This window comes from Sphingobacterium zeae, from assembly GCF_030818895.1.
GTDB lineage: Bacteria > Bacteroidota > Bacteroidia > Sphingobacteriales > Sphingobacteriaceae > Sphingobacterium > Sphingobacterium zeae.
This window is the reverse complement of sequence record NZ_JAUTBA010000001.1, coordinates 5,583,309-5,604,819: the sequence shown is the minus strand read 5'-3', so window position 1 is coordinate 5,604,819 and position 21,511 is coordinate 5,583,309. Positions and strand designations below refer to the sequence as shown.

General features: G+C 39.2%; 18 protein-coding genes. 13 read left to right on the top strand and 5 right to left on the bottom strand.

What is annotated here, in order from left to right:
- The 5 genes from QE382_RS23510 to QE382_RS23490 all read left to right on the top strand — a co-directional run.
- Positions 1–757: glycosyltransferase family 2 protein (locus QE382_RS23510; protein ID WP_307188000.1), on the top strand; the 757-nt coding region annotated here is incomplete at its 5' end.
- 13 nt (positions 758–770) lie between these two features.
- The gene (locus tag QE382_RS23505) at positions 771–2,588 is read left to right on the top strand and encodes a PAS domain-containing sensor histidine kinase (protein WP_307187999.1); all 1,818 of its coding nucleotides are present in this window, start codon (positions 771–773) and stop codon (positions 2,586–2,588) included.
- 10 nt (positions 2,589–2,598) lie between these two features.
- A complete protein-coding gene (locus QE382_RS23500; protein ID WP_307187998.1) occupies positions 2,599–3,657 on the top strand; it encodes an endonuclease/exonuclease/phosphatase family protein in 1,059 nt (352 codons plus the stop codon).
- A gap of 120 nt (positions 3,658–3,777) precedes the next feature.
- A complete protein-coding gene (locus QE382_RS23495; RefSeq protein ID WP_307187997.1) occupies positions 3,778–4,908 on the top strand; it encodes a hybrid sensor histidine kinase/response regulator in 1,131 nt (376 codons plus the stop codon).
- A 26-nt stretch (positions 4,909–4,934) separates the two neighbouring features.
- On the top strand, positions 4,935–5,879 hold the full coding sequence (locus QE382_RS23490; RefSeq protein ID WP_293956018.1) for a UDP-glucuronic acid decarboxylase family protein: 945 nt from the start codon (positions 4,935–4,937) through the stop codon (positions 5,877–5,879).
- A 27-nt stretch (positions 5,880–5,906) separates the two neighbouring features.
- Here QE382_RS23490 and QE382_RS23485 read toward each other — a convergent pair whose 3' ends face one another.
- Complete coding sequence (locus QE382_RS23485; protein WP_307187996.1) at positions 5,907–6,701, bottom strand: tyrosine-protein phosphatase; 795 nt, start codon at positions 6,699–6,701, stop codon at positions 5,907–5,909.
- Between the two features lie 490 nt (positions 6,702–7,191).
- On the opposite strand from QE382_RS23485, the gene QE382_RS23480 reads away from it, so the two are divergent.
- From QE382_RS23480 to rfbA, 6 genes are all read left to right on the top strand, one after another.
- Positions 7,192–9,192, top strand: a complete 2,001-nt coding sequence (locus tag QE382_RS23480) for a polysaccharide biosynthesis protein (RefSeq protein ID WP_307187995.1) — start codon at positions 7,192–7,194, stop codon at positions 9,190–9,192.
- A gap of 197 nt (positions 9,193–9,389) precedes the next feature.
- The gene (gene rfbB / locus QE382_RS23475) at positions 9,390–10,445 is read left to right on the top strand and encodes a dTDP-glucose 4,6-dehydratase (RefSeq protein WP_307187994.1); all 1,056 of its coding nucleotides are present in this window, start codon (positions 9,390–9,392) and stop codon (positions 10,443–10,445) included.
- A 2-nt stretch (positions 10,446–10,447) separates the two neighbouring features.
- On the top strand, positions 10,448–11,002 hold the full coding sequence (gene rfbC, locus QE382_RS23470; RefSeq protein WP_307187993.1) for a dTDP-4-dehydrorhamnose 3,5-epimerase: 555 nt from the start codon (positions 10,448–10,450) through the stop codon (positions 11,000–11,002).
- A 5-nt stretch (positions 11,003–11,007) separates the two neighbouring features.
- Positions 11,008–11,790 (top strand): dTDP-4-dehydrorhamnose reductase, encoded by a 783-nt coding sequence (gene rfbD / locus QE382_RS23465; protein WP_307187992.1) that lies wholly within the window; start codon positions 11,008–11,010, stop codon positions 11,788–11,790.
- Positions 11,721–11,870, top strand: coding sequence for a sugar nucleotide-binding protein (locus tag QE382_RS23460; protein WP_307188055.1), 150 nt, complete (start codon positions 11,721–11,723; stop codon positions 11,868–11,870). Before rfbD ends, QE382_RS23460 begins: the two co-directional genes overlap by 70 nt.
- A gap of 67 nt (positions 11,871–11,937) precedes the next feature.
- Positions 11,938–12,804: a glucose-1-phosphate thymidylyltransferase RfbA gene (rfbA, locus tag QE382_RS23455; protein ID WP_307187991.1), complete on the top strand. Its 867-nt coding sequence runs from the start codon at positions 11,938–11,940 to the stop codon at positions 12,802–12,804.
- Positions 12,805–12,825: 21 nt separating this feature from the next.
- Here rfbA and QE382_RS23450 read toward each other — a convergent pair whose 3' ends face one another.
- On the bottom strand, positions 12,826–14,775 hold the full coding sequence (locus QE382_RS23450) for a tetratricopeptide repeat-containing sensor histidine kinase (protein WP_307187990.1): 1,950 nt from the start codon (positions 14,773–14,775) through the stop codon (positions 12,826–12,828).
- A 368-nt stretch (positions 14,776–15,143) separates the two neighbouring features.
- On the opposite strand from QE382_RS23450, the gene QE382_RS23445 reads away from it, so the two are divergent.
- Both QE382_RS23445 and QE382_RS23440 read left to right on the top strand, forming a co-directional pair.
- Complete coding sequence (locus QE382_RS23445) at positions 15,144–15,755, top strand: LuxR C-terminal-related transcriptional regulator (RefSeq protein ID WP_307187989.1); 612 nt, start codon at positions 15,144–15,146, stop codon at positions 15,753–15,755.
- Between the two features lie 85 nt (positions 15,756–15,840).
- A complete protein-coding gene (locus tag QE382_RS23440; protein ID WP_307187988.1) occupies positions 15,841–18,675 on the top strand; it encodes a hypothetical protein in 2,835 nt (944 codons plus the stop codon).
- Here QE382_RS23440 and QE382_RS23435 read toward each other — a convergent pair.
- From QE382_RS23435 to QE382_RS23425, 3 genes are read right to left on the bottom strand one after another with little or no spacing between them, the layout of a single operon-like run.
- Positions 18,672–20,057 (bottom strand): hypothetical protein, encoded by a 1,386-nt coding sequence (locus QE382_RS23435; RefSeq protein ID WP_307187987.1) that lies wholly within the window; start codon positions 20,055–20,057, stop codon positions 18,672–18,674. The two genes, QE382_RS23440 and QE382_RS23435, sit on opposite strands and share 4 nt — an antisense overlap.
- Before the next feature lie 10 nt (positions 20,058–20,067).
- Positions 20,068–20,871 (bottom strand): fimbrial biogenesis chaperone, encoded by an 804-nt coding sequence (locus QE382_RS23430; RefSeq protein WP_307187986.1) that lies wholly within the window; start codon positions 20,869–20,871, stop codon positions 20,068–20,070.
- Positions 20,872–20,891: 20 nt separating this feature from the next.
- Positions 20,892–21,413: a hypothetical protein gene (locus QE382_RS23425; RefSeq protein ID WP_307187985.1), complete on the bottom strand. Its 522-nt coding sequence runs from the start codon at positions 21,411–21,413 to the stop codon at positions 20,892–20,894.
- Between the last annotated feature and the right edge of the window lie 98 nt (positions 21,414–21,511).

Sequence of the window (21,511 nt, the reverse complement as noted above, 5' to 3'; positions counted from 1 at the left end):
AGAGGCGTTAAAAATTATTGCCGACCAATTTAGTAATCCAACAATCGGTTGTGTCTCTGGCGAGAAAAGAGTGGCTTTTAGCAGTGATGATACTGTTTCTTCAAAAGGCGAGGGGGCATATTGGAAATATGAATCGCTGCTAAAAAGGCTAGACTTTGAATTTTATTCTGCTGTAGGAGCTGCGGGAGAACTATTTGCGGTGCGTACAGCATTGTTCGCTTCGATGGAAGAAGATACCTTGTTGGATGATTTTATGCTATCGATGCGTATTGCACAAAAAGGCCATCGGATTGCCTATACATCGAATGCCTATGCTGTCGAGTACGGGTCGCTGAACATGGAAGAAGAAGGGAAGCGGAAAAGACGTATTGCTGCAGGTGGATGGCAGTCTATAGGAAGGTTAGTTCCGTTATTAAATGTGTTTAAATTTGGGAAGCTAAGTTTTCAATATGTTTCACATCGTGTGCTGCGGTGGTCTGTCACACCTTTTGCCCTTTTTGCTCTCTTTCCCCTGTCGGCCATTCTTGGATATCGCAGTTCATCATCTTTCAATGTGTTTTACGTCATTTTTGCGCTTCAGTGTCTCTGCTATCTTTGTGCGGCTTTGGGATATGCGCGGCGAAATAATCCCAATAGTTCGAAGTTATTTTATATCCCGTACTACTTTATGTTTATGAACATTAATGTGATGCGTGGAATTTACTATTTATTTAGCAGGCGCTTTGTTGGTGGGTGGGAGAAATCTCAAAGAAAATAAGCCTATGAATGTTATGGAGAAGAAAATATTACATGATTTAAAGTTCTTGGAGAAGATACTGAATATAACTTGCGATACGTTATTGTTAATCAACCGTGATAACATTTGCGTGGATGCAATAATGAAAACAAACAATCCAATTTTAAACCCCGACGTCGATGTAATTGGCAAGAATATTCTGTCCCTTTTGCCTCAACCGACATCGAGGCTCATTGAACAGGAATTTGCGTTTTGTCGTCAAACAGGGGAAACCTCCAATCTAAATTACGATCTTCCAACAGATGAGCAGATGTATTATTTCAAATTTCTGATTCACAAATTTGATGACGAACATTTAATTTGCCAGTATCGGGATATTACTCAAAGGAGTAATATGAAGTACCGTCTTAAATCGGCCCTTACCGCACAGCTTGAGGTCGGAAAGGTCGCCATGATTGGGCATTGGGTCTATGATCTGCAGCATCAGGAATTAACACACAATGGTTATTCTAATTTACGGAAAAGGAATCTGGAAGCACCTGAGAAGATCACTTTGACGGAGCTACTCACTTCTGTCCATCCAGATGACAGAAAGGGAATGGAGGCTTTTCTACATAATGATTCCATTGAGTATAGTACATTCGAATACCGGATAATGCAAGCTGGTGCCCCCATAACCTATGTGCGGGCGACAAAATATGACAAGCGTCTTCAAAACAATGTATATATAATTGAAGGTTTTTCGCAAAATGTCAGTGATTTTATTAAGAACAGAAATGAGCTTGAAATGGTGCTTGCAGTGGTTGACAATGCGCCGTATAGTATTTTTGCATGTCATACAAATGGAAATATGGCTTTCGCAAATAAAGCATGCCGGCAGCAAAACGGTCTGAATGAAGACGAAGATATTACGGACTTAAAAATCTTTGAATGTCTGCGTGAGTTCACCACACAAGAAGCTTGGGATTTATCGGTACAAAAAATCATTTCAGCTTCGGGTTATTATCAATACCGCTGTGATACGCTATATCCAGAATTGGATATTATCGGTTCTGAATGCAGTTCGCTGATGATCAAAAATGGCAATGGTGAGGATATTGTCTGGACCATCAAGCGCGATATCTCTGATCAGCTACGTTATGAAGAGCAACTATTGCGCTCAAAGGAAGCAGCAGAGGAATCCGAACGATTAAAGTCTGCCTTTATCTCCAATATGAATCATGAAATCCGTACTCCGCTTAGTGCCATTATGGGTTTTGGAAGTATTATTGCAGATACGCCAGATCCTGAATTGCGAAAGGAATATGGTGAGCTCCTCAACGCCAATAGTAGCCAGTTGCTGCGGTTGATAACCGACGTGCTTGAAATGTCACAAATGGATGCAGGTAGCGTTAGGCTAAAGAATTCGGATGTGTCTCTTAAGGGAATATTAAATGAATTATCAATGAGTTTCCTGCCCAATGATGAGCAGCCAGCGATAATTTTTGACATTCCAGAAAGGGAGGTTGTGGCGAGACTGGATCGTGGTCGGGTCATTCAGGTTCTGGTCAATCTTATTAATAACAGCTTAAAATTTACACCGCCAGAAGGTGCTGTGCATGTTGGTTACACTCTAAACGATGATCATATAGTGTTTTATGTAAAGGATAATGGTATAGGCATAGCCAAGGAAAATCATGCATTGATCTTCAATAGGTTTTATAAGATTAACTCATTGGATAAGGGTACAGGGTTAGGTTTGGCGATTTGTAAGGGTATCGTTGAGCAGATGAATGGGCAATTAAGTGTCGAGTCGGAGCTTGGAGAGGGAGCAACTTTTAGCATAAGATTTCCCCTAATTGAACAGGTTTAAATAATATTTTATGGCGCAAGAGTTTGAATTTAGACCGTTTAGTATATCCGGCGCGTTCGTTAGAATTGTAATTGTTATCGTGGCGCTGCTTACCTCATTTTCCTTTTTAGCATTGTTTATCTCGCCACAGAGTGCTGTTTTCTTTCAATGGCTTGGTGTGTTATTGCCAGCGCTTGTCTTTAGTAATTTGCTTTTCCTTATTATTGGCCTTTACAGGCGCAGTTGGTATAGTATTTGTCCGTTAATAGCAATATTGGCTAACTTTCATTATTTCGCAAAGATAATTCAAGTAAACTCGACTGAACAGAATGAAACGGCAGACATACGCTTAGCGTCGTATAATGTCCGTGAATTCAAAATGATTTATAATTTATCTTCCATGGAACAGATTGCTTCCTATATTGAATCACAGCAAGTAAATACGTTATGTTTACAAGAGGTGCCGGCCGACTGTTCGGTGTCGGAATTGAAGGAGGTATTTGGCCAGTTTCCATATTTAATAATGACAGAAAGCAATTCAGGAAATAATCAGCTTGCTATCTTAAGCAAGTTTCCTTTGGACTCAGTTCAGACTGTATCATTTGAGGAACGTCCGAATTGTGCGATTTTCGTCGATCTTTCCTTTAAAGGTGAAAAGATCCGAATTGGAACTTGCCATTTGCAAACGACAAATTGGAACCAGGTGAAAGGAAATCTATTGGCTGCCGAAAATGTAGTGGTTAAATGGTGGAGTGCAATTAAAACAATGTCGGGAAATTTCAGGTTGAGAGGTGCCCAGGCAGATTGTTTAAGAAATATAATCGATAAATCACCTTTTCCTACACTTATTTGTGGAGACTTCAATAACAGTCCTAACTCATATAGTTATCATAAAATTAAAGGAAATCTAAAGGATGCGTTTTGCGAAGCGGGTAATGGATATGGCTATACCTATGCCTATTTAATGAAGCTCTTCCGGATTGATTTTGTTTTCTTTTCCGGCAATGAATTCCGGGCTATAAATTATAGTACAGGCAATGTTGACTATAGTGACCATCTTCCTGTATTAGTTGATTTAAAGATAAATTGATATTATATAATATTTTTGCTACACAAATTATTGCAGCAATTAATAACGTAATATTGGTTTATGAATGGTAAAGAATGATTGGATCCTTCTATATAATATCTAATTAAGTTATAATGATCTATGGAAATTGATTTTTCAACGTATAATATTCTCATCGTAGAGGATTCTGAGTTAAATCTTTTTGTATTAAAAGAAATCTTAGAGCGCGAACATTTCACCGTATTCTCTGCTTCAGGTGCTAAAGGAGCATTCGAAAATTTAGGTAATAATCGGATTGACCTTATTTTAATGGATGTTGTCATGGGCGAAAAAAATGGATTTGATCTGACAGCGGAGTTGAAATCCATGGAACAGTATAAACATATTCCGGTATTGTTTATTACGAACTTAAAGTCTGCTGATGATGTTGTGCGTGGATTTGATAGTGGTGGTGTTGACTACGTTTCGAAGCCTTTTAACAAAAAGGAATTACTTCAACGTATCAAACATCAGATCAAGCTTATTGAATCGGGCAATACGATTGCCAAACAGACAGCACAGCTTCAGGAAGCAATATTAAACCGGGATAGAATGTATGCTATTCTGGCACATGATCTCCGAAGTCCAATATCTTCATTAAAAATGATCTTAAATATTTTGACCATGAGCCCCGAAAGCAGTAATACTGGGTATGCCGATATGGTCAATACTGGGAATGATATCGCTGAGCAACTTTTTAGCGTTTTGGACAATTTGCTCAAATGGACTAAAAATAGCTTGGGTGTACTAAGTTACATGCCCCAGGAAATTGAGTTTGATGAAATGGTTAAAGGTGTAGTTGAGACGCTACAACCGACAGCCAAGTTGAAAAATATCGACATACAATTAACTTTAGAGTCTAGTTTGCAGATCTTTTTTGATGTAGACATTATGAAAAGTATGTTGAGGAATCTTTTGATCAATGCGGTGAAGTTTAGCCACGAAAATTCCCTGATCAGGCTCAATTTATATCGCGATAAAGATGATGCTGTTGTAGAATTTATCGATACAGGAGTGGGAATGAGCTTGGATGCACAGCGTCAGTTACAAGACCAAATTATGGAAGAGGGTAAGATTACGCCAATGCGGGAAAAAGGTAAGGGTTTGGGACTGTGGGTTGTTTACCATTTTATCCAACAAAACGGTGGGGCCTTCTTTTTCGAATCGGAAGAACATATCGGCTCACGTTTCGGCTTTCGTGTTCCATTGCTGGATAACCCTTCTAACCATTAAAAATTCACAGTATAAATTACTAATTTATGTATAACCTAAAAAAAAGAGTATTAGTATCGGGAGGAGCTGGATTTATAGGTTCACATCTGTGCGAACGTTTGCTTAAGGACGGGAACGAGGTCATCTGTATGGATAACTTCTTTACTGGGGATAAATCTAACATCGTTCACCTATTGCAAAACCCCTATTTCGAGCTTGTGCGGCATGACGTGACAGAACCTTTTTTAGCTGAGGTGGACGAAATATATAATCTTGCCTGTCCCGCCAGTCCAGTTCACTATCAGTATAATCCGATAAAAACGATTAAAACATCCGTTATGGGGGCAATCAATATGCTTGGACTTGCAAAACGGGTAAATGCGCGTATTTTACAGGCCTCTACAAGTGAAATTTATGGCGACCCACACATCCATCCACAGCCTGAGAGCTATTGGGGAAATGTGAATCCTATTGGCATCCGTTCCTGCTATGACGAAGGAAAGCGATGTGCCGAAACATTGTTTATGGATTATCATCGGCAACACCATATTGCGATAAAGATCGTTCGAATTTTTAATACCTATGGTCCACGTATGCATCCACAGGACGGGAGAGTAGTATCTAATTTTATTATGCAAGCCTTACAAAATAAAGATATTACCATTTATGGAGAAGGCAGTCAGACCCGAAGTTTCCAGTACGTAGATGACTTGGTAGAAGGAATGATAAGAATGATGGCTGCAGAACCCTCTTTTATCGGACCGGTAAATATCGGTAACCCCAATGAATTTACTATATTCCAATTAGCGGAACAGGTGATCTTACAGACTGGCTCAAAATCGCAGATTAAGTTTTTACCATTACCTCAAGACGATCCACAACAAAGGAAGCCTGATATTGAAGTAGCCAAAAATTGCCTGGACTGGAATCCCAAGATTCAACTTGAAGAGGGATTGTCGAGGACAATAGACTATTTTAAAACATGTTTATAAAAAATTTATAGTGATTGTATTTCCCGTTTATACAGCGATCACTTGACCTTTATGCTGATCGATATGATCAAGGAGTGATTCATTTAAGATGGGTGAAGTTCTTAACATCTCACGAATCGGGTATTTCTCAACTATGTTTTTTAAAGCGTCAAGATGGCGTTGGTGATGAAGGTCGGTTCCGACAAAATCATACATACCGGATTTCAATAAGGTCATCGCGATAGCTTTGACATCAACCCCATAGTATCGGCTTAAGGAAAGTAGATTTAACTGGAGTAAGCAGCCTGCATCTTTGATCTGCTTATAAATGTTAAAATTGCTATGGTAATAATTATAACGTTCAGGATGAGCTAGAATAGGTTTGTAACCTAATTTTTGTATATTCAATATGGTATGAAACAAAGCTTTCGATTCGGATAAATAAGACATTTCAATCAATACATAACCGCCTGGCATTACGCATAGTTCATTTTCACGGATCAATAAAGAAAGATTTTCATCAATCATATGTTCAGCCGCGCCAAATATATCCACATCATTGCCGGATTTCTTTAATCCCGCTACCAGTGAATCTTTCGCATGTTCAATACTAAATTTGGTGTTCTGATGTACGCCGGCCATGATATGTGGAGTACAGATAAACTTTTTAAGGCCTAAGCGCTGCAGTTCCTCAATATAATGTAAGGATTGTTGCACAGAGTTACTTCCATCATCAATACCTGGTAACAGGTGGTTATGCATGTCTACTTCTAAAAATTCCAACTGCGCTAAAGAGCGGATTGATGATGTCTTTTTCCCAAACAAATTACTAAAAAATCCCATGATGCAAATCTTATTATTGTTGTGCAAATAGTGTAGTAAAAGGACTGGTGTTTCAAGCTATATAAAGTGAAGGGTAATTTACAAATTCCTTTCCATGACTACGCGGTACCTATTACAAACAATATGCCAATAATTATATCGATATGCATAAGGCCGAATGATATGCTTTAAACCTCCGGCAAATGACATTAGAGAATTATTTTTTATCAGTCTACATATGTTAAATATGATGCGCTGTGCTATTAATTATACTCTATTCATGCCATTATTTTTTGAATGTAACAGTTTCGGTATAATAGTTGCTTAGTCCACGATGATAAATCGATCGATAGGGTTCTTTTTAATGATATTTTATCGTAGGAGTAATTTGAGTGCGAAAATTTAACTATCTTGCATTTCCTTTATAAAATATTATAACAAAGCCATATCAGATAGTGTCCGTTTGTCGCAGACACGGTCAGTAACATTTAATAAAATAAGAGAAAAAGCTATGATGGGTTCTCTAGGAGATTTAAGAAGGCGCCTGAGAAAGGACAATCCAAGATGGGTCATTTTAATGATCGACATGTGGTTTGTGTTTGCAAGCTATGTGTTTTCTAATTATGTGGTCAACAACTTCAAGGGAGTATTTGATATCGAATTGATGTTAAAAAAAGTTGTCGTTATATTGCCAATTTACCTGTTGATGTTCTTATGTTATGATACCTTTCGAGGAATTGTTCGACAAACGGGCATTCGAGACACTATTAAAATATTTAAAACGGTTGGATCCGCCTATATTCTACTAATGGTTTTCACGTTTATTATCAAAACTATCTTTGATAAAGGAACTTTGGCAGGAGATTATCTTAGATTGTCGTATGGCGTATTGACTATGCAGGCTACAATTTTGCTGGTCATTATGGTCGGGGCGCGTGTAATCTATCGGACTATCTATGAATATCTTTTTTTGCCGGGCAGGAAAGGGGAGAATGTATTGATATTTGGTGCTTCGAGACCAGGGCTAGTATCGTTTTCTTTACTAAAGGAAGACCAGCGGACGAAGTATCAGGTGGTCGCTTTTGTTGAAGATAAAATATCACGGATAGGGAAGCGCTTGGCAGGTTTAAAAATTAAAGATATCACCGAAATTACGAAAGAATATGTCGAGAAATGTCATATTACTCAGGTAATCATTGCGGTTGAAAATAACGATCCTGAGCGGCTTGAATATGTCTCAGATTGGTTTCAAAATCTTGGGCTTGAACTGAAAATAATGCCACCGGCCCGGATATTACTTAACTCTGGTGCCAAACGTGAAATTCGGCCTTTAAAGATAGAAGATTTATTGGGGCGTAAACCGATTAAGTTAGATCACCCAGAAATTGAAGACGAAATGCGTGGTAAAGTTATCTTAGTAACAGGTGCCGCTGGATCTATTGGTTCGGAATTAGCTCGGCAGATTGCAAGAAGGCATTATAAGAAATTGATCCTTCTTGATCAGGCAGAGTCAGCAATCTATGATGTACAGCAATCTATTAAGGCTAGTTTTGCTGAGCATTTGCATTGTGTCGTTGGGGATGTGCGGAATTTTGCATTTATGCAACGGATATTTGACGAATATAAACCTGATTTGGTGTTCCATGCAGCGGCTTATAAGCATGTTCCGTTGATGGAAGCTAATCCTTACGAGTCCATCCAGACTAATGTATTAGGAAGTAAAATCGTTGCGGATCTCTGTATGCGATATGGGACAAAAAAGATGGTCATGGTATCTACAGATAAAGCTGTAAACCCTACCAATGTTATGGGAGCCACCAAACGTATGGCTGAGATTTATGTAAGTAGTTGCAGCGGAAAATCTGACACGAGCTTTATTATCACTCGGTTTGGCAATGTACTCGGGTCAAATGGCTCGGTTATACCGCTATTTGAAAAGCAGATGGCTGATGGCGGTCCGTTGACGTTAACTCATCCGGACATCACCCGTTTTTTTATGACTATTCCTGAAGCTTGTCAACTTGTTCAAGAAGCGGGTGTGATGGGGAAAGGAGGTGAGATTTTTGTGTTCGATATGGGCAAGTCTGTTAAAATAATCGATTTAGCCAAACGGATGATTAAACTAAAAGGGTACCGTTACCCGGAGGATATTGATATCAAAATTGTTGGATTGCGCCCAGGAGAAAAGATTTATGAAGAACTTTTGGCAAACAATGAAAATACTGTGAAAACACATCATCCAAAAATCATGATTGCGAAAGTAAATCATGATGAACTTTCACTTAAAGCGGATCGTATTAATGCCATCTGTCAACAGATTTTGGATGCCGACACACTACTGCCTGATTTTATGGGGCTTGTCGCTGCGATGAAGGAAGTCGTGCCAGAGTTTAAATCTCAGAATTCGGAATATGAAGTGTTGGACACGGTCGTAGAGAAGAAAGAAATTGAATTAGTTCATGGTAAACCCATAGAGGTACCCGTATATTCTTTGGTAAAGAATGTGTTGTAAATTTTATTTTAAGTCAGTCCGACATTACTTTACTGATACGATACCGAAAAAGCTCTCAATAAGAGAGCTTTTTCGGTATATTCGGTTTACTTATGGATTAAAACTTGTCAATTCATAAAAATCATCTTAATTTTAACGAACTATTTAGCGAAATTATCACTTGTAGCCGAATGGTCTAAACTATCGAGAGTCATTATATGAATAAAACAGTTTTAATTACCGGAGGGGCCGGATTTATAGGTTCACATGTTGTACGTGAGTTTGTGCTGAAGTATGCAGAATATAAAATTATCAATCTGGATGCGTTGACCTATGCCGGTAATCTAGAGAATTTAAAAGATATCGAGCACTTACCAAATTATATTTTTGTTAAAGCAGATATCACGGATCAGCAGCTTATTTTGGAGATTTTTCAAAAATATCAGCCAGATGGTGTTATCCATCTGGCAGCGGAGTCTCATGTTGACCGTTCGATTGTTGATCCTACGGCTTTCGTGATGACCAACGTGATTGGAACTGTCAATTTATTGAATGCAGCCAATGCAATTTGGAAGGATAATTTTGAAGGAAAGCGTTTTCATCACGTATCTACCGATGAGGTCTTTGGTGCGCTCGGCGATACGGGATTTTTTACGGAAGAAACAAAATATGATCCCCATTCACCATATTCCGCTTCGAAGGCAAGTTCGGATCATTTTGTACGGGCTTATCATGATACCTACGGTTTACCTATTGTTTTAACAAACTGTTCAAACAATTATGGACCTAATCATTTTCCTGAGAAATTGATTCCACTTTGCATTCATAATATTTTAAATAATAAGCCTCTCCCGGTTTATGGTGATGGAAAATATACCCGCGATTGGTTATATGTGATTGATCACGCAAAAGCTATAGATCTCGTTTTTCATGAGGGTAAAAATGGTGACTCTTATAATGTAGGTGGATTTAATGAGTGGCAAAATATAGATCTGATCAAAGAGTTATGTAAACAAATGGACGAGAAGTTGGGACGTGAAGAAGGCTCCTCTATGCAATTAATTACTTTTGTTAAAGATCGTCCCGGACACGATTTGCGTTATGCAATTGATGCAACCAAGATCAATAAAGAATTGGGATGGTATCCTTCAGTTACTTTTGAAGAAGGTTTGTCGCGGACGATAGATTGGTTCTTGTCTAATCAGGAATGGCTGGAGCATGTGACATCGGGCGATTATAAAAAATATTACGACAATCAATACAAAGACGCATAAGCATGACGTATACGGAGACAAAGCTGAAAGGATGTTTTATACTTGAACCGACAGTTTACGAAGACGAAAGAGGTTATTTTTTTGAGTCATTTAATGAAACAAAGCTGGATGCAATACTTGGTTATAAACCTCATTTTGTGCAAGACAATCAATCCAAATCACAGTTTGGTGTTGTGAGGGGGCTACATTTACAGGCCGGCGATTATGCTCAGGCTAAGTTGGTTCGAGTCGTCGAGGGAAAAGTACTGGATGTAGCTGTCGATGTTCGTCCGGGATCAAGCACCTTCGGACAACATATTGCTGTAGAGCTTTCAGCTGAAAATAGAAAACAGCTATTTGTTCCGAGAGGTTTCTTACATGGCTTCTCCGTATTATCAGAACATGCAGTTTTTTTCTATAAATGTGATAATAACTATCACAAAGAATCGGAAGATGGAGTAAATCCTTTAGATTTTGAATTGGCTGTCGACTGGAAAATACCTCATGAAGAAATGATTCTCTCACAGAAGGACCAAGAAGCACAATCTTTTGAGAAATTGCGCCTGAAATTAATTTAGATGATATGCGAATTGTTATAACAGGAGCTTCAGGTCAACTTGGTTCAGAACTAAAAGATCTTTTGCTGTGTAATACAGCACATGAGTGTTATTTCTTAGATCGAAAGCAATTACCATTGGATCAAATTGAGATTATACAGCAAATTCTGAGCATGTATCAACCCGATTTGATTATTCATGCAGGAGCGTATACAGCGGTGGATAAAGCTGAGACGGATCAGGTTACGGCAAATTTGGTCAATCATTTGGCTTGTGAAGAGATTGCTCAATACTGCCATGTCCATAACGCCAAACTTATAGCTATTTCAACAGATTACGTTTTCGATGGATCTTCTGCTTCTCCTTTGACTGAGCATGCGACCACTAATCCCATCAACGTATATGGACAAACTAAGCTTGCTGGGGAAAGAGCCATTCAGAAATGGCATCCTGAAGCAATCATTATACGGACTTCATGGGTGTATTCCTCGTACGGTAAAAACTTTGTAAAAACCATGTGTCGTTTATTGGATGAGCGTAATGAAGTGGGGGTAATTAACGATCAAATTGGAAGCCCTACCTACGCGAAGGATCTAGCTTTGGCAATAGTTAAAATATTGGATTCCTCCAAATGGAGGGGCGGGATTTATCATTATAGTAATGACGGCGAAATTTCGTGGTATGACTTTGCTGTAGCACAATACGTGATTTTTGTTCGTTCGACTGTGAAGTCAGATCAATTCCAACTAGTGCGTATCCGACCCCTGCTCGTAGGCCGATGTATTCCTTGCTTGATAAATCAAAAATAAGAAGTACGTTTGGAATACAAGTTCCAGATTGGAGAATAAGTTTGGGCAACATGCTTACTGAAGAATTTAAAGATAAATAGATTGACAATAACAAGAGGCTTTGTCGACGTTGGTATCGTAAAGTCTTTTTCCCTAAATAACATTAAAATGAAAGGAATTATATTGGCTGGCGGTTCAGGCACGCGATTGCATCCACTGACACTTGCTGTAAGTAAACAATTGATGCCCGTATATGATAAACCTATGATATATTATCCGTTGTCTACCTTGATGCTGGCCGGAATACGTGAAATTTTGATTATATCCACTCCACAGGATCTGCCTAATTTTGAAAAGTTATTAGGTGATGGTTCACAATTGGGGTGCCGTTTTGAATATAAAGAGCAACCTAGTCCAGACGGGCTTGCGCAGGCATTTTTGCTGGGAGAAGAATTTATTGGTGGTGATAAAGTAGCCCTGATTTTAGGAGATAATATATTTTACAGTTCTGGACTTTCAAAGCTATTGCAGTCTTCTTCAGATCCTGATGGCGGGGTGGTCTTCGCCTATCCGGTGCAGGATCCGGAACGGTATGGAGTCGTCGAATTTGATGAAACAAATAATGTGATTTCTATTGAAGAGAAGCCGCAATTACCGAAATCAAATTATGCTGTTCCGGGAATTTATTTTTATGATAACGAAGTGGTTAGCATCGCAAAAAATATAGCACCTTCCCCCCGCGGAGAACTGGAGATAACAGATATCAATAAAGAGTATCTCCGCCGCGGTAAATTGAAGGTCGGAATTTTTGATCGTGGTACAGCTTGGTTGGATACCGGAACGATCCAGTCTCTCATGCAGGCAGGGCAGTTTGTGCAAGTAATAGAGGAGCGGCAAGGGATGAAAATAGGAGCAATAGAAGAAGTTGCTTACAGAATGGGCTACATTGATAAGCAGCAGCTGTTGAAAATTTCTGCGCCACTCTGTAAGTCGGGTTATGGAGAGTATTTGAAAAGAATCATTAAAGGCTCTTAATTATCCCTAAACAGCATTCTGCTATGCAGCAGAATGATGTTTAGGGATATGAAGGGTAAATGTACTTCCAAAACCTTCGCTGCTTTCCACTGTAATCGAATAGCCCATTCGGTTTGCAAACTCATGGCACAGCATTAAACCGATACCAGCACCCTTTTCTTCAAATGTCCCTTCTAAACTAGTTTGTTGTTTCTGCATACTTTTAAGTGCGGTAATTTTTCGCTCGTCCATTCCTACGCCCTGATCTGTAATTGATATAAGAATTTCACTATCAGTTTCACGCTGATTAAAAATAATGGATTTGCCACTAAAGCTAAATTTGATTGCGTTGTTGAAAATATTTCGAATGATAAATTCAAATCGTTTAAGATCACTAAGAATGGTCAACTGCGGAGAAATACGGACATCTATAAATAAATTTTTTAGATTAATTCGATCGATGAATAACTCCTCACATTCTTTTACAATTTGAAACGGTACGATTTCCTGCATGTCAAGCTTTTCGTTCGCCATCTGCTGTGAAGACCAAACGAGTAAACTGTCGAGCATTTTGGATGCTGTATTGACTTGATTACCAATAGTAATTAACATGTTTTTGATTTCGTGAGCTGGAAGATCGACAATTTTTGATACAGAAAGTAGTGCTTGAAAAGTTGATAAAGGACTTCGAAGATCATGCGATACGACGGAAAATATTGTGGATCGAAATCGGTCTGCCTGCACCAGTTCTTCATGTTGATGCCTGATCTCAGCAGCTTGATCATCGACCTTTTGTTTTTCTTTCCGTAATAACCGGTTCTTTTTGACCAATAGCAGAACCAACACCAAAAAGATTAATAGAACAAAAAAGGTGACTAGCCACATTAATTTTACCCAATATGCTTCACGTTCGATGGAAGCGTTTTCCAATATTAGATTTTTATTTTCGAGCTCTTTCTTTTCGCTTTCATATTTCTCCCGAAGTTCTTCCCTAATTCTTACGCGTAAGATTTCAGCATCTTCATGGAACTTTCGATCCGAACTATCTTGATCGCTGAGAACTAGATGTTCATCTTGTTCTTTAACAGCCTTCGCTATTTTATCAAAATCACCTTGAAGTTCTTCAGTTAAATTGCTAAGCCCACTTTTAGCAATGATGTTTTTAATGAGGGTAACTTCTTTTGTAGCCAAATCAAAGCGTTTTTCCTTAACGTAAATGTTCGCACGATTGATCCTGGCATAACTTTCACCTACGGGATCTTTTTTCTTTGAAGTAATGTCGATGGCAAGATCAGTATAGTATGTGCTCCATTCGAGTTTGTCTGCTTTTAGATAAAGGTAGCTCAATAAAATGTAGGTATTGAACAGGTCAACCTCAGGCGCATTCGATTTACAGAATTCAACTGTTTTAACTAAATAATCAATTGCATTGGATACATCTTTCTTTTGCTCACCATTGAGTGCTTTCTGCGCATAAATGTTGCCTATATTGGTCGATATGTTTGCGCGGTTTCGAGTATCATGAATTTCTTTGGCCAGATCCAGAGCGCGTTGGTAATATTTTAAGGCTTGTTCTGGATCATAACTCTTATTGAAAACATTGCCAATGTTCAAGAAAGAAAGCATCATGCCCTTTTTGTCATTTCGCTCTTCTCGTCTTTTAAGCACCCTAAAGTGGGTTTTAATACTTTCGTCAAAATTGTTTAATTTCAGGTAAATAACCCCTTGAAGGTTGAGCAGGTCAATTGCCAAAGCCTCAAATTTCTTTGCCTCCGCCAGATCTAGTCCCTTGGATACAATTTCCTGCGCGTCTTGAGGAGCACTCTTATAAATTTCTGATGCAACTTTGTAATAGACTAATATGCGTGCAGAATCACCACTCACTGTTTCAAGCTGTTTGTTTACTTTTTCCAATCCAATGCTTTGTGCATAGATACAATTCGGTATTATGGTTAAAAAATTAATAAACAGAAAGATATAAATGTGGTTCATTGGATTTTTTTTGTCAAATATAAATAAGATTCTTAAAAATACAGCCTCTGATTCACGGTTTTTAAAACCCTTGGAAGACTAAATATTGGTGTTTTTCTTACAGTGAAATATGAGTTCTTAGAAAATAAATATTATATTGTTATTGCTTGTTTTGTCTTTTTATTTTTGCTTAAAACATAAATTATTATTATATTTATATCTAAATATCAAAATTAAATTCTTCTTCAAATTTTATTATAGATGCAGTTTTTCTTTAGAAATAATTAAAGGTTGCAATTGTTTATATGTTTGTCAATTGTTTTTGGAGTTAGATTATGATATTTTAAAAGAGATCCTATAATTTTCAGTTTAATAAATTGTAAAATATTATGATTACAGTTGGGATAATTGACATAGATAAGAAAGAACGGGCAGAAACAAAAAAGATCATCTCGGAAAAAAGTAAGTCTGAATCAGCTATACCAATAGAGGTGCTTTTCGATCAGGAGACACTTGCATCTACAGTATGCGATCAAGTGCCGGATGTGATGATTGTCGATATTGATCATCCGGATAGTTTAATTGTTGAACGTGCGAAAAGTGTATTTCCAAGTGCAGAAATACTGGTGTTGACCAATAATTGTGATATTAAGAAGGTGCGTAGTTGCTTTAGACAGGGAGCCGTGGGTTATATGTTAAAGAAGACATGTCTTCAATCCTTAAAAAATGCAATAGCAATGACTCTGGGAAACGGTTCTTTTATTAGCCCTTTTGTCAACCGGGCTTTAATTGAGCAGGCTTTTAGTGCCAAACAATCGGAAAATTTACTTACTGCGCGGGAATTACAAATCGCAAATGGTATTCTTGAAGGCCTCAGTTATAAAATGATTGCCCAAAAATATGCCATATCATTGGACACTGTCCGTATTTATATCAAACGAATCTATAGAAAGTTCCAGATTAATAGCAAAGGTGAATTGATTGCGCAATTGAATGCTTGATAATTCATTACATGAACATGTGACTGCCTAAATTTCGATCTCAATAATTTTAGCCTCATTTTTATGGTTACTTGAATGATATGCGATGCCAATTAGAAGCCATTTGATTTTTGCGTTTCTTTTCTGCTGCTCGGCTTTTTTCTTATCCGTAGCTAAAAGTCAGCAACGATACGATGTTGCCTACCATTTCGAATATGACTCCCTCTCTATCTCGGGATCCAAAACCTTTTCCAATAAGTTAACGATTGTCAACTTCATGGATAGAGCCATTGAACTCTATCCGGAGGCTAATGATACGAAAGCTTTGCAGGGATTGATAAAATTGCCGCCATTTATACTGCTGAAACCCCATGAAACTAAAACCTTTCCCTTAAAATACATAAGTGATAGGCAGACGATCTCCGAAGCAAGGCAAGAATTTAGTATCATGCTGAATTCGGAGGACACATCATTAAATATACAACCAGGCCGAGTTTTTTTTACAAAACTGGATCTTCAGGCACCACTATTGATTCAGCCTGAACAACCAGAGTATTTTATTGATCAGTCAACTGGACTGACACAGTTTATGGTGCGCATCGTCAATACGGGTTTAATACCGCTTACTTTTCAGCTGCAGTTTGTTAACTTGCCTTCCGAAATTGAGGTCGTGGGTGAAATTTTGCCTATGACATTACCTGCTGGAGAACAGTCGTCATTGACATTTACAGCGCGTATGCGGACAAAAAAGATCGCCACAGATGTTAACTTAACAATAACAGCGCTCGAAGCAGGGGGCAAGCAGCTTGCGACCTGCAGTATACACATCTTGACCGTAGGAAACGTAACGCGGTTCGGCTCAGCGATGAGCCTCCAGAATCAGCCTTACAATAACATGTTCGCCATACGCTATCTTAATATGGATCAGAATATAGCCCTTTATCAGCTTCAGGGATATGGAAATCTAGGGCTAGGTAGTGAGAAATCCTTGAGCTATCGTATAAACATGGACTATTTTAAAAACCAACGCGCATTCAATATATATGATAGTTATTTGAATTATCAGACGGAAAAGTGGGGGGTGAAAGCTGGTAATATTTACGAAAATCTAGATCAATATGTTAACGGTCGTGGAGTGAAAGCAAGCTATAAATTTGATAAGTCGCGTTCGATTAGTGCATATGCAGTTCAAAGCAATTATTTCCTTTGGAATGAGATGAATACTTTTTCCCCCCAGGGTGGAGTTTTAGGAATTAAGTATGCTTTTAAATCAGAAAAAAATCAAGAAAGTAGCTTAGCCTATTTACACAGCAAAGATAATTACCGAACTGTCCGGAGCCACCTGTTTAGTGGAAAAGGCTATAAAGACTGGAACGAAAAACAAAACCTCATCTGGGAAGGTGGTATTAGTATCGAACAGCTGGCTGCTGAAGGACAGAAGATAGGTTTGGCCGCCGGCATAAATTATACTGGAATATTCGACCGCTTACAGGTTTCCAGTAATAACTACTACAGTTCTCCCTATTATGTAGGCCTCAGAAGGGGGCTCTTGCAGTCGGACTCACGTGTCCTCATTCCGCTTGAGGAAACGAAGAGTATCTCTGTCAGGATGAGTTTTATGGATAATAAGCCCAGTTACCAAGCTGGAGATAGAAATTACTTGTTTAGCAGCAGCAGTCGAATTGAAATTTATGAGCTTGGATATCGTACAGCACTTGGGCGAATAAAGGTTGATTTAAGACCTTATTGGATGAATCAATTTGCAGATTACCACAGTTGGTTGGAATTGGGAACTTATGCGTCCAACTGGAAGTCCAGTTCGTTGAGAACTGTTGCAGATCTTAATTTTTTTACCACCAACCATCGATTCTCGCTGCATGCAGATTATGGTTATACTTATAAAAATACAGCTGAACAGCCTATTGCTCCTTTTCATTCATTGCGTATATCGGGTAATTATGATCATGCGCTTTTCGGGATTAACACGTTTATGCAAATCAACCCCTATTATTTGAGTGATCTTTTCGCTACTTATGCGAATGCTAACTATAGTATGTATTCACTAGGACCGAACACACACTTTGACGCATTTGCACATAATTTAAAAATTCAGCTTGCAGCGATGTATAGTTACTACGGCTTTTCGAGAAGTAATAATTTTTCCTTAAATGGGAACGTCCGTTGGCGGATGAAGAATAACTGGAACCTCACTGCAGATATCTTTTATACCTTTATAAAAGGTAAACAGCTTTTTATGACCGATCCAGTAACTTCTCCTGTGCAGCAGCCACTAGATCGGTATTCATTTAATAATAGACAAATTAGAATAGGAATAGAAAAAAGTTTTGGTCATAGGGGGCATGTTAGCGGGTATCGTTTGCAGCTGACCTGTTTTGATGATAGAAATAACAATGGTATTCGGGAGGATGACGAACCAGCCGTAGAATCTATGCTGATTCGCGTCGGAAAGGAAGTTGCCATAACAGATGAAAAGGGGCGAGTCAAGTTTGTTGACATGGATGCAGGCTCTTTTTCCATTCGTACAGAAAACCATCAAGGCTGGATTTTTCAGGGACCATCGACCATTATACTGACTAAAAACCAGTCGATGGACATCCCGCTGGTCAGAACAAAATCTGTAAAGGGCAACATACTATTAGTTGCCAGTAAATACTTAGAGTCTAAGCCTGATTTGAGCGGTATCAGAATTACGGCGAATGATAGACAGGGCAAGAAATATAATACCTTGACCAACGAAGCAGGAGAATATGTTTTTTATCTGCCTATCGGTTTTTACAGGCTGACGGTCGAAACAGAAGGAATGCCTTTTGTCATTGAAAATTCGAATTGCGAAGTAGAAATAAAAGCTGAAGGATTGATTGAGCTACCATCCTTGCGCTACCGGGATCAGAGACGCAAAGTCGGTGTTAAAAGATTTTAGGGAGCGACAAAGCTGTAGACGATGTTCGCGGTATATGTGCCTGCCGGTTTGCCCAGGAGATTGCTGGTCTGCGATGCGGGGATGCTGTACTGCATATTGAGTGTTCGATCGATGATAGGATCGGCATTTTGGATAAGCTGTTGGGCCGTTGTAGATAGCGTAACTGTATTTACTCCAGTTTGCCCAGTCATTGGACCGATACGCAATACACTTAACGGGATGCTATTGACCCCCGAGGTGAAACTAGAAGAAGTGGCGCGTACATACAAGTTGTAGGGTGTGGTCTTGCTAAGTTTTAAGTGGGTAGCCATATTCGTACTGACACCGTTAATATAATTACTGGTCGTATTAAAAGGAAGATTAACGGATTGCTGATTTGCGATTATTTCTCCGAGGTCGCTGACCACAATATTCAAGGTGCCAGAAGCCTGAGCCTGCAATGGAGCTGTAGGATAGGCTGAGGATAATTTGTTCCAAGTGTAGGTGAGAGGAACTGTATAGGTTCCGGCTTGTTTAAAGTTATTTTTTAGGGATGTGTTGCTAATGGTGTACGTGTGTGTGATTGAGCTGCTGTTATTGGTAGGGACAGCTATTCCGGCAGCGCTTGTAAGCGCCTGATCGCTGGTTGACAAATTGGTTGCTGTTGCTGTTCCGACTCCGCTGAGTGCGGCGCTCACTGTTGAGACGGGTGGAACAGGCGAGGCGTTGTAGGGAAAGGTTGTGTTAAAGCTAAATTGGGCGCTACCAGTCCTGACACTAGGAATATAAGGTACGGTACTTGATACCAGTATAATTTGACTGGCAGTGATTCCATTAGAAGAACGATAAAAATTAAGATTGTTTACCACGATAGTTGTTGTTCCTATGTTATCCGGAGGACTGATAAACCCGGGTATGTTGATGGAGAGCGTGAAGCTGGAAGGAGAGATTGACCCCGCCAATAGGCCTTGCGTGTAAAAGCTGACAGCATCATTGAATACCCCTGCAGTCCAAGTCTGCCCTGCCGTAGCAATGCGTGCATTGGCGGCGATTGCACCGGAAGCAACACTTGCCACGGCCGTATAGAGTAAACCGCCGCCGGGTGATAAGGCAACTTCATTGTTTCCGGTTAAGCCAAGTAATACAAGGCTACCAATACTCGAAAGTTTCATATGCACTGCACCCACTGGAAAACTTCCACTCGTGGTGCTGTTAAAAATAGCGGTATTGGATTTTACTGAAAAAGAAGGAAGTAAGGTAATTACACTGGTATATGTACCTGCGTTGATAGCTGTATTATAGTCAGTTCTAGCTTGTATATTGGCTTGAGGCAGCGTGATAGATGTCGTCTGTCCGTAAGTAATATGTCCATATAGGCTAAATAAGCCTAGGAAATATACCACAAAATTCCACTTAATATGTAATTTCTTTTTCTGCAATTTTCAAATCATATTGGTTACCGGCATCTAATATTGCAACGGCAAGATAATTTCCCGCAACAAGTTTCTCTGGAAGATCAATTTGCACCCATTGATCTGAGTGGGGGAGCATCGCAATAGCGACAGTTTTAACGGGTATTTCTTCGCCTGTCTCTGTATTGGTTAGCTCAAACCGCACATAGGCATCTTTATTAATCTGTCCTGTGTTTTTAACGTGTATGTCCATCCGGCGAACCGGCAGACCTGTCTTATTGGGAGTTACATGCCTGTCCTCGAAAGCAACAAATTCCAGATCCCCGGGGTTTAATCCTGAAGGGGTATGGTAAATTTGGATGCCTACTTCGATTAGTACATTCATATGAAGACCATTTTGGAGCGCAGCTTTCTGTTCCTTCACCTGTGTAAAGAAAAGCATCGTGTTGGTTAGCTGCCGGGAGGCGGGGTTTTTGGGGATAGTCATGGAAAGATTTACCGATTTGGTCTCTCCTGCAACCAAACGTACCGTGTTTTCCGATAGCGTAAGCCAAGCCGCATTTGATTGCGGTTTTTGCCCTTCAGAATAATATTTTTTTACCCCAACCGAATCGCGATCCCAATCTTTAAGATTAGCGACAAAATAGAGTTCCGTGTTCGAGGTGTTGCTAAATGTAATGGTCTGAGAAACTGTCTGCCCTGGATCGCCAGTAAAAAAAATGCGGGATGGAGAAATTGAAATACCCTGTCCATAGATCAGGGTATTACAGATACAAATGACGAATAGTGTAAAATAATATTTCACGGATAAAACTATTTTCCCAGTTAAAGTTGTGTCGCGGTATAAGTGACTGTTGTACTATAGGCCGATGCACCAAGATTTAAAAGCGATGAGGGATCTGTTATAGTATAATCCACAGTATAACTTGCTCCCGTGGTGGCCGTCGAGCCGTTGACTAAAGCGGCCGGGGTTGTACTTAATGGTACATTAGCTTCTGGAGTACCCCCATTGGCCGAAGCGGAAGGTACATTCACTGTTACAATATCCAAAGCGGGGCCCCCTGCAGGCGTAAATGCGGCTGTTGCCGCAACAGTGAGGTTATACGGTTTATTGCTCACGACCGTAAAATGACCCGCTTTCTCAACAGTTTTTGAAGCAGTATAATCAGCCGCAGTTGTATACGTAAAGTTAACTGTTGGAGTTGCACCTAAAGTGATTGAAATGGCATCTGTCAAGTTGATATTTACGGTAACAGGTTGGGAGGTTGCTGTCACTTGGGCTTTGGCCTGATTCCCAAAACATATGGCTACAAATGCAATGAGCGGTATAAATAGGTTCTTTTTCATAATTTCCTCTATTTTATTGGATTAAACTCTAGTAAAGTTAATCAGCGACTGCGCTAAATGCAATGAGCAGAAGTCACATGATGATGTTATAAAGTTGA

What these genes read in the sequence shown, in the direction of transcription:
- QE382_RS23505 (WP_307187999.1), top strand. Translation starts at nt 771, where the DNA reads ATGGAGAAGAAAATATTACATGATTTAAAGTTCTTGGAGAAGATACTG.
- QE382_RS23500 (WP_307187998.1), top strand. Translation starts at nt 2,599, where the DNA reads ATGGCGCAAGAGTTTGAATTTAGACCGTTTAGTATATCCGGCGCGTTC.
- QE382_RS23495 (WP_307187997.1), top strand. Translation starts at nt 3,778, where the DNA reads ATGGAAATTGATTTTTCAACGTATAATATTCTCATCGTAGAGGATTCT.
- QE382_RS23490 (WP_293956018.1), top strand. Translation starts at nt 4,935, where the DNA reads ATGTATAACCTAAAAAAAAGAGTATTAGTATCGGGAGGAGCTGGATTT.
- QE382_RS23485 (WP_307187996.1), bottom strand. Translation starts at nt 6,701, where the DNA reads ATGGGATTTTTTAGTAATTTGTTTGGGAAAAAGACATCATCAATCCGC.
- QE382_RS23480 (WP_307187995.1), top strand. Translation starts at nt 7,192, where the DNA reads ATGATGGGTTCTCTAGGAGATTTAAGAAGGCGCCTGAGAAAGGACAAT.
- rfbB (WP_307187994.1), top strand. Translation starts at nt 9,390, where the DNA reads ATGAATAAAACAGTTTTAATTACCGGAGGGGCCGGATTTATAGGTTCA.
- rfbC (WP_307187993.1), top strand. Translation starts at nt 10,448, where the DNA reads ATGACGTATACGGAGACAAAGCTGAAAGGATGTTTTATACTTGAACCG.
- rfbD (WP_307187992.1), top strand. Translation starts at nt 11,008, where the DNA reads ATGCGAATTGTTATAACAGGAGCTTCAGGTCAACTTGGTTCAGAACTA.
- rfbA (WP_307187991.1), top strand. Translation starts at nt 11,938, where the DNA reads ATGAAAGGAATTATATTGGCTGGCGGTTCAGGCACGCGATTGCATCCA.
- QE382_RS23450 (WP_307187990.1), bottom strand. Translation starts at nt 14,775, where the DNA reads ATGAACCACATTTATATCTTTCTGTTTATTAATTTTTTAACCATAATA.
- QE382_RS23445 (WP_307187989.1), top strand. Translation starts at nt 15,144, where the DNA reads ATGATTACAGTTGGGATAATTGACATAGATAAGAAAGAACGGGCAGAA.
- QE382_RS23440 (WP_307187988.1), top strand. Translation starts at nt 15,841, where the DNA reads ATGCCAATTAGAAGCCATTTGATTTTTGCGTTTCTTTTCTGCTGCTCG.
- QE382_RS23425 (WP_307187985.1), bottom strand. Translation starts at nt 21,413, where the DNA reads ATGAAAAAGAACCTATTTATACCGCTCATTGCATTTGTAGCCATATGT.